A 12626-nucleotide genomic window follows, 5' to 3' on the forward strand; every position below is an offset into this window, starting at 1 on the left:
CCCTGTCTCGATCGGGGGCGATTGTCGTGGCTGATCGTTCCGTGGCTCCCGTCATCCCTCCCGTGAGACTGTCGGACCGGGAGTAGAGCCCGCATCGGCCACGTGGTGAAGGCGCCCGTCGCCCGCCATTGCCCCTGCCGGTACTACCGACGCCGCGCGCCAACACGTTGGTGTACGGGCTGGCTGCCATCGATAACAGCGGTCGAATCGCCGACCGTACGCTCATCCGGGCCCTCGGATGGGAGCCGGGCACGCGGCTGCACGTCCGCGAGGTCTCCAGCGTCATCGTCGTCCGGCTGGACCGGCAGGGCGTCTTCACCGTCACTGGACAAGGCCATCTCCACCTGCCGGCGGCTGTCCGGCACTGGTGCGGGCTGACCGCCGGTGACCGGGTGCTCCTGGCCGCCAACCCGGCTGACGGCCTACTGACGGTGCATCCTCCCGCCGCCCTGGATGCGATGGTCGTGGCGGCTCACGCAGACCTGCTGGGCGGTGGCCAGGCATGAGTGACACCACCGTTGGCCGGGCGGAACTCGATGCCGCGCGGTTGTTGCTGGCGCGGATGGGGATCTCGCCGGCTGACCTCGTTGATGCGGCGTCGGACCGTCCACCCGCGCCAACGTTCGCCGAGTACGTGCCGGTGGTAGCGGCGGCGGTCAGCGACGGTACGCGGCGGGCGTACGGCTCGTACTGGAAGCGGGTCCTGAAGCAGTGGGGGCAGCGGCGGCTTGATGAACCGACACCGTCGGAGATCGAGCAGCTCGCCGAGTACACCAAGGCGCACGTCGTGGCCCGGCGCAACGCCCGAGGCGGACGAAGCGCCGCGGAGCACCTGATCGCCGCGCTGCGGTGCCTGTGCAGGCGGGCGGTCGCCGATGTGAACGTCGCTGCGGCCGATAACCCTGCTCTCAAGGTGGCCAAGCCGCGGCGTCTGCCCAGCACCAGACGTGCCGTTGCCGACAGCAGCTTGGCGGAGATCAACGCCGTCGCTGCCAGTACGGGCGATGACCCGGCGCTGGACAGTCTGCTGCTGCGGCTGCACACCGAGACGGCGTGCCGCCGGGGCGGTGCGCTGGCTCTGCGGCCGGTCGACCTGGACCCGGACCAGTGCCTCATCCTGCTGCGGGAGAAGGGCGACACGGTGCGGTGGCAGCCGGTGTCACCGACGCTGATGAGGCATCTGCAGCAGCATGCCGAGGAACGTAAGGCGACGGGAACGGGGCAGCTGCTGCGTTACCGGAACAGGCAGCCGATCACCTACCGGCGCTACGACCACCTGTGGGTGCGCATCGGCGAACACCTGCCGTGGGTCTATGTGCAGCAGATCAGCACCCACTGGCTGCGGCACACAACGCTGACGTGGGTCGAGCGGAACTTCGGCTACGCCGTGGCACGCGCGTACGCTGGGCACTCCGACAGTGGCAGCGACGCCGGTACCACCAGTACTTACGTCCGGGCGAGTCTCCAGGAAGTCGCCGGTGCTCTAGCGGCTTTGACCCACGAGCCTCATCCCTTGGCTTGAGCTGGGCCTAGCTGGAGGGTGGGCTCCGGTCGCTGCGATGATCAGCTGCCACTTCCGTACGGCGATAGGCCACTTCGAAGCGGTGTCACGGCATGGATTGCGGAGATGATCGACCCCACCCTTGACCAGAGGTGTCGTCCCAACCCCCGCCGGGAGGCTGTGGGATGTGAGGACTGGCCTCCGCTTCGAGGGGTCGGGAAACCCAATCTCAGCCCAGAACAAGGAGCGTGGGGACGGCCGTCCGTCCCCACGCTTCAGGGTCGATACTGAGAGGCGCTACTGAATCGGCGGATCAGTGCTCGGCCATGGCGAGGTGTGCCGAGTCAGCCGCCCGAGGGCCGAGTAGTCGATTGCTGGGAGTTGACTGGTCCCTGGCCTAGCGATGCGTGGCCCACCACGCGATCGACGAGACGATGAGGCTGCCCGCTGTCGTGGCCATGCCTCTTACCAAACTGAGAGCGATAGTCCGGCCGATCAGTCGGCGAAGAGGGCCGCGTAGTGCGGCGATGGGCGACGGTCCTTGGGTCGAGGGCATCCAGTTGATCCTTCCGTGACGCGATTGCAACCAGGATGGCTTCGTAGGGGGTGCTGCATCGAGTGCAACGCGTTGCAAACTTGCGTGCAACACTATGTGCCTCAGACGAGCGTGCCGGTATAAATGACCGGTGCGTGGTGGTCACAGCAGTCTGCGATCGATCCCTTCAGAGATCGCCGGAGTCAGGCGAGAACTCGCGGAGGAGCTCCGGGTCTGGTTTGCGCTCTCGGGAGCAACCATCCGCGGCTACGCGCGCAAGCAAGGGCTGGCTGCTAGCTCGGTAACCCGCTACCTCAGGGGCCTGAACCTGCCTCCAGACCACTTCGTTGCCGACCTCATTGACGTGGTGGGTCAACTCCCAGACGTCACAGGCGCTCCAGACCCCCGAAGGCTACGGAAGCTTCACCGCGAGGCGCAGAACGCACAACCGGGAAGCTGGGGTCACACCGAGAGGTTGAACCAGCAGATTCGCGATGCCCGGAAGAAGGCACGCGATGCTCAGCTTCGCCGAGAACTTATCGAAGAGGAGTTGGGCCAGACCAGGCAAAGCCTGTCGCAGGCCGCTCGGGCTCTGGACAGCCTTACCTCCGGGTCTAGCAGCGCAGGTCACGTCCGTACTCGCAGTTGGGGCCAGCTCACCGAAGAGCTACTGCGGACGCAAGCCGAGCTCAGCGAGACCAAGCTGCTGCTGGCGCAGGCACGGACTCAGCTAGTTCTGTTGGGAGGCGAGCTGGCGCTGCTGAACGACCGTCTGACAGAGCGCGCTGGTACGGCCACCGCCGGCCAGCCCGAAAGCTGGTACAGGCCGACGGTCGCCAGTCTGCCGCATTGGAATGTGCTGCGTCAGTTGCTATGCGACCGCCAGTGGAGACCGGACCAGATCGCCCGGCTGGACAAGCTCTCCACGGATGTAGTCAGCCGGCTGTCGGACCCTAGGTCAGAAGCAACTGTTCAGCGCAGGGGGTTGATCGTAGGCTATCCCCAGGCTGGCATGACGACTGACATGACTGCCATCGTTGCCAAGGCTATCGACGCTGGCTATCGGTTTGTGATCGTCTTTAGTGGTCCGTATGAGGCAATCAGGAGGCAGCTCCAGTCCCGTTTGGACGATCATCTTGCGGCGCCGGCCGGAACATCAGACGTTTTTCGCCTGACTGATGAGCTGTTCGATTACAAGAGTTTGGCCGCTCAAGTGGGCGGGCTCCGGTTCGAAAAGTCAGTTCATAGTGCCCCACTAAACGATGACCGTAACTTGGCGCAGTCAGGGACTCGCCTCATAGTGGTTAAAAAGAACCTGGCGCTAATAAAGCGGCTGGTTAATGATCTAAAGAAGATCAGTACTCCGCTCGACGAAATTCCAGTGCTAATCGTTGACATGGATGCAGACTCGACGTCGTTCTCGGAGCGTCGAGCGCTCGGGTTGGCCTTGACGAAAATGATAGACATGCTGCCGCGCGCCCAGTATGTCGGGTTGGTCGCATCCCCTTTGAGTGTCGAGCTCTCTCAGGGGGGCAGTGCTGCGACACTCTCCCCCTATGACTTCATCTTGTCGGTGTCGCGGCCAGAAGGATATTTCGGCCTGCGTGAATTGAATAGCCCAGCTCCAATTTCTAGCGGCTTCTATTTAGCTCACGTTCGCACGGTGGATCGCGGTAGCCCCGGCCTCCGGGAGGCAATGGACATGTTCGTCCTATCCGCTGCTGTTAGGGCATACCGCGAAGGGCTGAGTGGGGGCGGGTTTAGCCCTCATAGGATGCTGATAATTGGACCTATGAGGCTAGAACTGCTGGAGGAACTGCGCGGCCAGGTCTTCAATATGTGGAAGGGTAGCAACTTCGACACTTCGGCCGGCCGTGTACGTCTAAGGAATCTTTTCGAGTCAGACATTCGTCCGGTCTCCCGCCACGAGGAGGGCCTTCTACCTGGCTCGTTCGAAGAGCTACTGCCAAGCCTTGACGGGATGCTTGACTGGTTCAGAGGATATCCAATCGAATTTGCTGCAGAAGTGGGATCTTCGCCGTTCGGAACTATCGTGGTGTCGAGCCCACAAAAGGCCGGAAGTCTCAATACGGCTGGTCTGACTGTGGTGTACCTAGATGCTCCTGCGCGATTGTCGGCTCTGCCAGTCATTGCCGCTGCCTCTGGATTCCGCACCGGTTACCAGGATTTAGTTCGTATCTACGTTCCAGACGAGAGCGACGGTGACGGCAATGGCTTCCGCGACCACCTTGCCGCCTATCGGGATGCCGATGAGAAAATAAGAGAAGATTTGGCATCTTATGCGCTGCCTTATCATGGAAATGCGTAGCTGGTAGGCCTTGGTGCTGACGTTGTTTGTCTGGTCAGGTGCCGGTATGGACCAGGCGCGAATCCGGCCGTGCCATGCGGCAAAATAGTCGTCTCCCCGCCTACCTTGAAGCAGTAAGCGATCCCGGGGCAGTGGCTGGGCTTCGGGGGCCGGTCGGGTAAGCCGCTGACCCACCGCCAAGTCGCGCATGACCTTTGATCGTCGCCCTGCCGGCAGAACACTGAGGGCCGACGTGACGGAGCAAGATATGGCCATTGCTTATCGATCTGCGACCGGGCGCGGTCACACGTCGGCAATGGAGGCGCGGCCGCGCCCGCCGCGTCGGCGTACGGGTGCACGTGACCCAGGTAGGTACGGATGAATGAGGCCACCTGAGCCTCCGCCTGGGGCAAGTCGCTGCCGTGAAGGCAGCCGGACAGCCCCTACTACCGCGCCGCTTCCGCTCCTCGCCGCTGCGCGGCTGCGGTGCGGGTCGGCTTGGTCCCGGAATCACTACCGCGGCGTTCGTCGAGAACGGCATCCACGCCGGCAGGTCGTGTGAGCGCCAGCTTGCCACGTCGGCATGTACATCGGTACCGACCGGAGCGGGCGGCAGTACCTCGTTCAAGCGCCCAAGACCGGCGACGTCGTGAAGGTCGTCGCCGTCAACAACTGGAGCCGGACGGTGGCTGCCATCCGCAGGCCGCTGCGGCAATGAGGTGCAGGCGTTATCCGCGATGACGCTCTCCCAGGATGTCGCCGCCTACATTCGCGCGCGAAAGCGTCGGCGCTTCAGCTCCGTGTTGTCTACGCCGCCTCAACCTTTCAGGCCGAGCCGACACGTGTCCTACCTACGAAGCAAGCAGCGCCTTCCTTCGCGTGCTCAGGGCGAGGGCGGCGACGTGGTGTCAACTACCATGCGTGGCAGCATGTGATCCGATCGCATCCGGATCTGCCGATGACAGTGCGCGTAATTGTCGCCTCACTCACCTGTTTCAGCTCCCGTTGTCGCCCTTAGGCCGGATTCGTTGGGACCGGCAGCTCGAGGAGGCTTTGAGCTGCGGGGGTGTGTTGCGGGCAAGGGGCGGACGGTGTCGGCGATGAGTGTGGCCACGCCGAGGAGTGCGGCGACGACGATCAGGGCGCGTAGCACGGTGAGATGGTCGCCGAGGAAGCCGATGGTGGGCGGGCCGGCGAGGAAGGCGCAGTAGCCGATTGACGCGATGACGCTGACGCGGGCGGCGGCGCGGCGTGGGTCGTCGCCGCCGGCACTCATGCCGACGGGGAAACCGAGGGAGGCGCCGAGGCCCCAGAGCAGGGTTCCGGCGAAGGTGTAGATCGGCGTGGGTGCGAAGACGAACAGCGCGACTCCGGCGATGCCGATCAGGGCCAGGATGCGTACGACGGTGGTGCGGCCGTAGCGGCCTAGGAGTGCGGGTCCGAACCAGCGGCCTATGGTCATGGCGGTGAGGAACGCCGCGAAGGCCAGGGTGCCGAGCGCGGCCGGAAGGTGGTGCCCGTCGATCGCGGCGACGCTGATCCAGTCGTTGCCGACGCCCTCGGTGAACGCGAATGCGAGCACGAACACCCCGATGAGCAGGGTGCGCGGTTCCCGCCAGGCGGTCAGCGCGCTGATCCGTGGCACCTCCCTCGCTTCGTCCGGCTCCGTCTCGTCATTGTCGGCGAGGAACCGCCGCGCCTGCCACACCACGCCGGCCACGACGAGCACGGCGGCGGCGGTCAGGTGCACGGCGACCGACACGTGGAGGGCCACCATGGCCGCACCGAGGAGCGCGCCGGCGACGGTGCCGAGGCTGAACCCGGCGTGGAAGCGGGACATGATCGACCGGCCGAGGTGCCGTTCCACGACGGTGCCCTGCACGTTCATCCCCACGTCCCAGGCGCCGTTGGCGAAGCCCAGCACGAACAGGCCGACCACCACCGGTACGACGCCGGCGAGCGAGCCGAGGGCGGCGGTGGTCAGTCCGACGCCGAGCAGGACAGCCATCGCGATGACCGTGCGGGACGAGCCGATCCGGGTCACCACTGGGCCGGACAGCGGGAGCGCCAGCAGGGAACCGGCGGAGATCGCTAGCAGCACCAGGCCGAGTGCTGCCGGGTCGAGGTCGAGGCGGGCGCGGACCTGGGGGATCCGGGAGGCCCAGCTCGCGAACGCGAAGCCTGCGCCGATGAAGGCGGCGTAGGTGGCCGTGGTGGCGGCACGGCGCGCTGTCGGCGTGACGGGCGTGGCGGTGGTCGAGGTCATGGTGTCCTTCAAGCCGAAAGGGGGGATGGGGCCTGGGCCCCGTAAGGATATGAACACCGATCCGAACATAGCAAACAGACCGTGCGTTCGAAACGTTGTGTTGGCGGCGGGCGGCGATGTCTAATGGCGGCATGACGATCGGCGACCGCCACCGGCGGATCCTTGACGCGGTGCGGCAGGCCGGACAGCTCGGCGTCACCCAGCTGGCGGAGCTGACCGGCACCTCCGAGATGACCGTGCGCCGGGACCTGGAGCAGCTGGCCGATCAGGGGATGCTTGAGCGCTACCGCGGCGGCGCGCGCAGCCTGACCCTGCGCGGCGAGGAGCCACCCTTCGGCGTGCGCACGCACGAGGGCCGCGACGCAAAGCGCCGTATCGCCGAAGCGGTTACCGACCTGATCGTCGACGGTGAGTCCATCGTCCTCGACAGCGGCACCACCTGCCTGGAGGTCGCCCGTCTGCTCACCCCGCGCCGGCTCACGGTCATGCCGCTGTCGATGCACGCGGCCAACGCCCTCACCGGCGCTCCCCAGCTTCGGCTGCTGTTGCCCGGCGGTGAAACCCGCCCCGGCGAGCTCGCGTTGACCGGGCCGCTCACCGAGGCGTCGCTGGCCGCCCTCCGCTTCGACACCGCGATCCTCGGCTGCTGCGGGCTGACCGCCGCCGGGCTGACCGCCTACGACCTCGCCGACGCGGCGATCAAGCGCGCGATGATTTCCTCCGCCCACCGAGTCATCGCTGTCGCCGACCCGGCCAAGTTCTCCCGCACGGCCCTGGCGTTCGTGGCGCCCGTCTCCGCGCTCGGCATGGTGATCACTACTGACGACGCCTCCGAGGAAGATACGAGCGCCCTCGCCGCCGCCGGCACCATCGTCCACAAGGTGTGATCGAGATGCCCGATGTCGTCCTGTTCGATCTGTTCGGTGTCATCGCCCGCCCGCAGTCCGCGGCGGCCAAGCACACACTGACCGCGATCGCCGATGCCCCGGCGCCCGCGTTCGGGGACGTCTACTGGCGGCTACGCGCCCCCTACGACCGGGGGCAGGTCACCGGCACCGAGTACTGGCATCAGGTCGCAGGGGAACTGGGAACCGTCTTCGACGAGGACCGGGTCACCGCGCTCATCGCCGCAGACGTCGCGAGCTGGACCGCCGTCGATGACGACATGGTCGCCATGATCGAACAGGCCGCGGCCTCGGGCGTTCGCCTGGCCCTTCTGTCGAACATTCCCGAGGACCTGGCGGCGTACTACGAACGGCAGCACCGGCGATGGCTGCGGCACTTCCAGCTCATCGCCTTCTCCTGCCGCACCGGCCTGGCCAAGCCGGACGCCGAGGCATACCTCTGGTGCTGCCGCCAGCTGGACTTGACACCCGATCGCGTTTTGTTCATCGACGACCGCGCCGAGAACGTGCACGCCGCTGAACACCTCGGGTTGCACACCCACCTGTTCACCGGCCCCGCCGGGACGGCCCAGGCTATCGACGCCGCGCGGCCGCTACCCGAGCCCGGCGCCCGAATCGCCGCGCCCGCGGCAAGACCGTGTCCAACCGACCTGACGCCGGGGCCCAACCAGACCGTCCCAGGGCCATCGAAGCCAGCGCCGGCAGCCCTCCGAAAATGAGCCGATCCCGGCCGAGCCTGGGCACCCTGCTCAAGCACGTGCATCGCAGCGGTCCGATGTCCCGCACCGCCCTGGCGCACCGCATGGGCGTCAATCGCAGCACAATCATGGCCCTGACCAGGGAACTCACCCAGGCGGGCCTACTCGAACAACAGCATGTGGCCACCCACTCGGGGGCTGGACGCCCGTCATTGGTCGTACGCCCGCGAACGGAGCGGGCATACGTCCTCGCCTTCGACGCCGGAGCGGACCGGCCGGCAGCCGCCCGAGTCGGCCTCGGCGGGCACCTGCTGGATCGCCGCGAGGCCGACCGTCCCACGCACGTCTCCGGCCCGGACGTGTGCGAAGTCCTCGCGATGCTCGGCCGACAGGTCCAGCAGTCCGCCGCGCCGGGCTCCGCGTGCGTAGGAGCGGCAGCCGCGCTCGGCGCCCAACCCACGGCCGTCGGCACCGACCTGCAACAAATGCTGGGACGACCGGTCGCCGTCGGCCGCCGGGCCCAGCTGGCCGCCATCGCCGAACGGGAACGAGGCGCCGGTTCGGGTGCCCGCGACGTGGTCTACCTGCAGGGCGGCGACAGTGTGGACGGCGGCATCGTCGTCGACGGCACAATACTCGGACGCCACGACGCACACGCCGTGGCCATCGGGCACATGCTGGTCGACCCACAGCACGGAGGACCATGCCCGTGCGGCTCAAGCGGCTGCCTCGACACCAAACTCGGACGCAACGCCCTGCTCGCCACGGCGGGACGAGACCCCGAGGCCAGCCCTCGCGTCGCCGTCCGGGCGATGCTGTGCGACGCCGTGGCAGGCGACCCCACGGCCGCGAAAGCCATCGCCACCGCCGGCGACTGGCTCGGCATCGCCGTCGTCAACCTGATCACCCTCATCCGCCCACAGGTCGTCATCCTCGACGGCACGCTGCGCGACCTGTACCAGGTCGCCGCAGAACAGGTGCACGCGAGGATCGCCCAGCACACCACGCCTGACAGTCGACGGCTGACCGATCTGCGGCCCGGTGTCCTCGGCCGGAACGCGGCCCTGCTGGGAGCCGCAGAGCTCGGCTTCGCCGCCTTCCTCGACAACCCGTTGCCCTGCCGTGGACGGGCAGCCACACCTAGCGCGCGGTGATGAAGAACCACACGAACGCACTATCCAAGGCGAACTACCCGTCACGCCACAAGATCGCTTGTGCGGATCTGCCGCGTAGCGCGCGCCTGCCGGCCAAGGCGGGCGACGATTGGGCAGACCTGGTTGCCATCGCACGCTGCAGCCAAGAGGCGCGCGCTATGCGGCGTTGGCTACTTTCTCCGCCAGCGGCTCGAAGCCCGACTGAGGAGGTCATACGCGAAGTTGCCTACCACGCCAGCGGCGGCGCTTAGGGCAACCCACAGCAAGATCTCACGTAGGTCCACGGCATACGCACCTTTCGTCGAGTTACGTATGCCTCCGCACCTCGAGCATGTGTCTACCGCAGTGGACGCTCCCAACGTCCGGCGACCATATTAGCCTGCTACATCAAGTCGCCAGCCCCGTTGTGTCGGCGACCGCTGCACGGGTGCACTGATCTGCCGCCGGTCGTGCCCGGCGCTGAGGCTTGGCCTTCATGCTGCGTACGGTCCGCCACGGGTCGCTACGCGCACGTGCCAAGTTGTGTAGGGCTTGGCGCCTTGACTGCCTCACGCGATCGATCGACTGCCACTGCACAGAGGCGATCCGACGCCCGGACTTGCTTGACCGAGTAGAGGATGGAGCTTGCAGTAAATGACTGTAAGTTACAGTAAGTGGACGAAAGGGTTCAAATGAAGGTAGGTGGCCGGGACTTCGACCTTACGAAGCAGGAGGTGGAGGCCCGCATGATGGATGAGGATCCTGAACTAATTCAGAAGCACATGGTCGAGGTCAACGGGCAGATGTTCCCGCCCAAGCAGGTCCTCGGGCACGTCACTGGATGGGACCTCACAACGTTCACAACCATGGAGGCGCAACGCGTACTGACCCGGATCGGGTTCGTGTGCGCGGAGGCACGTGCAGGGCGGATCCGGCAAGCAGGCCAGTTCATCATGGACACCGTCCGCGACTCAGTTCAAGAGACGATGAGCGACCACGGTGACTCAAATTTTGAGCGCGGATTCAGTGCGGCCGCGGGCATCGCGCTGCGGCCAATTCAGAAGAGGCTCGATGACCTGAGGGAGCAGATGAAGGGCAAAGGCCTCAGTCAGGCTGAGCAAGCGTTCTACGCCCACCTTGACGAGCTCAAGTCCGAGATCGAAGCCGACTGCGACCGCTTCTGGCGAGGTAGTGGCGTGGACTGGCGTCCACTCAAGCCCGTGGTCAAGGCTGCCATCCGGCGGACCGACCAGACGGGGTCATAGGTCCGAGGCGCTAGGCTCGCGAGCGATAAGCCCCGCCGGAACGTGGCGATCATCTCGGCGTTGGCACCGTAGTCGACTGGTTGGTGTCCACTTCGCTTCAGGACACGAGCAGGAAAGTCGGCACAGCGACGAGGGTGCCGGCGAGCGAACCTGCGACAACCTGGCCGATCGTGTGATCACGCAACCGTACGCGGGACCAACACACCAGGGCGACTATCGCCAGCGATGGACTCAGCGCCGGCCCGAACACGATGATAAGAACGGACACCGAGCCGGCGGCGACCGCAGAGTGGGCGCTGAGCTTCCACGCCTGGTTGATCGCGGTGACGACGAGCAGAACGGCGAGCATCACCACGACCATTGCGATGAGCGGCTGTGGTGCGCCGGCGAGAATGAGCACGGAGAGACCAACAAGGACGGACAACAGCCCGTAGACCAAAGGCATGCGGCGCTGCTCGCGTACGCCGATGTGGTGGTCGGTGAGGCGTCCCCGTCGTACTCCGACCCAGATGACGGCGTACGGGACGACGGAGCAGAACAGTATGGCGAGCAGTGCCCAGCCGAGGCCGGTCACTACGGCGGGGGCGGTGCTGTGCAGGGCGATGATCAGCGGCATCATGGCCGCGAAGACGGCCGGCGCGCATATCTCGGTGACGACCCGCGCCACTCGGGAGGTGGTGGGGGCAGGCAGATCGACGAGTGCGGGCACGATGACCTTCTACCTCTCGGACTTCTGCGGGGTGGTGGGCAGAGCTTCGGGTGTGGCGTGCGCGATGATCATTGCAGCCATCGGGGATGAGATCGCTCGGGCCACCTGGGCAAGCCATGTCACCTGGTCGGCGGCGCCGAGGTCGCCCGTGGCCGAATCGCGGGGCGGACCCAACGGTAGGGCTGGAGCTTCGGTGGACTCGTCATCGTGGATCTGCGGATCACCCCCGCGTGCGCGGGGAGCAGTTCGTCGTGCCGGACCTCTCCGCGTTCCACCAGGGATCACCCCCGCGTGCGCGGGGAGCAGAGCCGGCGAACGCCGGCGCCGCCGAGCGCCGTGGGATCACCCCCGCGTGCGCGGGGAGCAGGTGGACCTGGATGTCACGAATGGCCATCGGTCCGGATCACCCCCCGCGTGCGCGGGGAGCAGGAGACGGGTACCGCCGGCACCGGCCAGTACCGGGGATCACCCCCGCGTGCGCGGGGAGCAGTTCGGCGCGGCTGGAAGCGGCGCCGGGCGTCGGGATCACCCGCGTGCGCGGGGAGCAGGGCTCGCGCGCGGGGGGGTCTACGGACGGGGATCACCCCCGCGTGCGCGGGGAGCAGGTCCTCCAACCGGCGTTCACGGCGTGGTGGGGCGGATCACCCCCGCGTGCGCGGGGAGCGGGGCACGGTCACGGCCAGCGCCGGCCAGTCCCGCGGATCACCCCCGCGTGCGCGGGGAGCGGGGCACGGTCACGGCCAGCGCCGGCCAGTCCCGCGGATCACCCCCGCGTGCGCGGGGAGCAGTGCAGGGTGGGCAGCCACGCCGTGGCCAGCTCCGGATCACCCCCGCGTGCGCGGGACGCCTGGTGTGGCTTCCGCCTGGTTGTGGAGAAGCTCATGGAGACGCATGCCCTCGACCGGGGATTCGCCCGCGCCTTCATCGCTGAGCTACCCGAGGAAGCCGGCTTCACCGCCGATCGCGTCCGAACGCTGCGCATGCTGGCCGAACTCGTCGGCCGCGCGCGCACGACCGGGGAGCTTCGGGACGACTTCGTGCTGGAGGACCTCATCCTGGCGCTGATGGCGAACGAAGGAATACGAGCCGAGTCGCCCGACAGACGTGTGGCCGCCGCCCGCCGCTTCGCGGCACTCATGATCCAGTCGTTCCAGACGAGCCCGACCCGGTCCCCGCTTCCGCCAGCCGTCCGGCTGCCGTTGTCCCCGACGTAAGCCACCCACATCGTGCGAGTCCACGCACGGCAGTGGTCCGGCGACGGGGCTGCCGCACACTGCGGCGTCCCACTCCGGGGGCCCGCTCGGTC

11 protein-coding genes are annotated in these 12626 nt (G+C 66.9%); 9 read left to right on the top strand and 2 right to left on the bottom strand.

Going from position 1 to position 12626, the window contains the following annotated elements:
• Window positions 1-170: 170 nt before the first annotated feature.
• From ABUL08_RS03870 to ABUL08_RS03885, 4 genes are all read left to right on the top strand, one after another.
• On the top strand, window positions 171-506 hold the full coding sequence (locus tag ABUL08_RS03870) for an AbrB/MazE/SpoVT family DNA-binding domain-containing protein (protein WP_350938479.1): 336 nt from the start codon (window positions 171-173) through the stop codon (window positions 504-506).
• Complete coding sequence (locus tag ABUL08_RS03875) at window positions 503-1522, top strand: tyrosine-type recombinase/integrase (RefSeq protein WP_350934573.1); 1020 nt, start codon at window positions 503-505, stop codon at window positions 1520-1522. Before ABUL08_RS03870 ends, ABUL08_RS03875 begins: the two co-directional genes overlap by 4 nt.
• Before the next feature lie 989 nt (window positions 1523-2511).
• Window positions 2512-4365 (top strand): hypothetical protein, encoded by a 1854-nt coding sequence (locus tag ABUL08_RS03880; RefSeq protein WP_350934575.1) that lies wholly within the window; start codon window positions 2512-2514, stop codon window positions 4363-4365.
• A 562-nt stretch (window positions 4366-4927) separates the two neighbouring features.
• A complete protein-coding gene (locus tag ABUL08_RS03885; RefSeq protein ID WP_350934578.1) occupies window positions 4928-5062 on the top strand; it encodes a hypothetical protein in 135 nt (44 codons plus the stop codon).
• 264 nt (window positions 5063-5326) lie between these two features.
• Here the strand turns inward: ABUL08_RS03885 and ABUL08_RS03890 are convergent, their stop codons facing one another.
• Window positions 5327-6610, bottom strand: a complete 1284-nt coding sequence (locus ABUL08_RS03890; RefSeq protein ID WP_350934579.1) for an MFS transporter — start codon at window positions 6608-6610, stop codon at window positions 5327-5329.
• 131 nt (window positions 6611-6741) lie between these two features.
• On the opposite strand from ABUL08_RS03890, the gene ABUL08_RS03895 reads away from it, so the two are divergent.
• The 4 genes from ABUL08_RS03895 to ABUL08_RS03910 all read left to right on the top strand — a co-directional run bounded on the left by ABUL08_RS03895 (window position 6742) and on the right by ABUL08_RS03910 (window position 10611).
• Window positions 6742-7497, top strand: coding sequence for a DeoR/GlpR family DNA-binding transcription regulator (locus ABUL08_RS03895; RefSeq protein WP_350934581.1), 756 nt, complete (start codon window positions 6742-6744; stop codon window positions 7495-7497).
• 5 nt (window positions 7498-7502) lie between these two features.
• Window positions 7503-8234, top strand: a complete 732-nt coding sequence (locus ABUL08_RS03900) for an HAD family hydrolase (RefSeq protein ID WP_350934583.1) — start codon at window positions 7503-7505, stop codon at window positions 8232-8234.
• Window positions 8231-9367, top strand: coding sequence for an ROK family transcriptional regulator (locus ABUL08_RS03905; RefSeq protein WP_350934585.1), 1137 nt, complete (start codon window positions 8231-8233; stop codon window positions 9365-9367). The genes ABUL08_RS03900 and ABUL08_RS03905 overlap by 4 nt, the downstream gene beginning before the upstream one ends.
• Before the next feature lie 653 nt (window positions 9368-10020).
• Window positions 10021-10611 carry a hypothetical protein gene (locus ABUL08_RS03910; protein ID WP_350934587.1) on the top strand — a complete coding sequence of 197 codons (591 nt, stop codon included), beginning with the start codon at window positions 10021-10023 and terminating at the stop codon, window positions 10609-10611.
• Window positions 10612-10708: 97 nt separating this feature from the next.
• On the opposite strand, the gene ABUL08_RS03915 is transcribed toward ABUL08_RS03910, so the two are convergent.
• Window positions 10709-11230 carry a phosphatase PAP2 family protein gene (locus ABUL08_RS03915; protein ID WP_350938480.1) on the bottom strand — a complete coding sequence of 174 codons (522 nt, stop codon included), beginning with the start codon at window positions 11228-11230 and terminating at the stop codon, window positions 10709-10711.
• A 971-nt stretch (window positions 11231-12201) separates the two neighbouring features.
• Between ABUL08_RS03915 and ABUL08_RS03920 the strand changes: the two genes are divergently transcribed.
• A complete protein-coding gene (locus ABUL08_RS03920; protein ID WP_350934589.1) occupies window positions 12202-12534 on the top strand; it encodes an SbtR family transcriptional regulator in 333 nt (110 codons plus the stop codon).
• Window positions 12535-12626 lie beyond the last annotated feature (92 nt).

Origin of the sequence: Micromonospora sp. CCTCC AA 2012012, from assembly GCF_040499845.1 — a bacterium.
Taxonomy (GTDB): Bacteria; Actinomycetota; Actinomycetes; order Mycobacteriales; family Micromonosporaceae; genus Micromonospora; species Micromonospora mangrovi.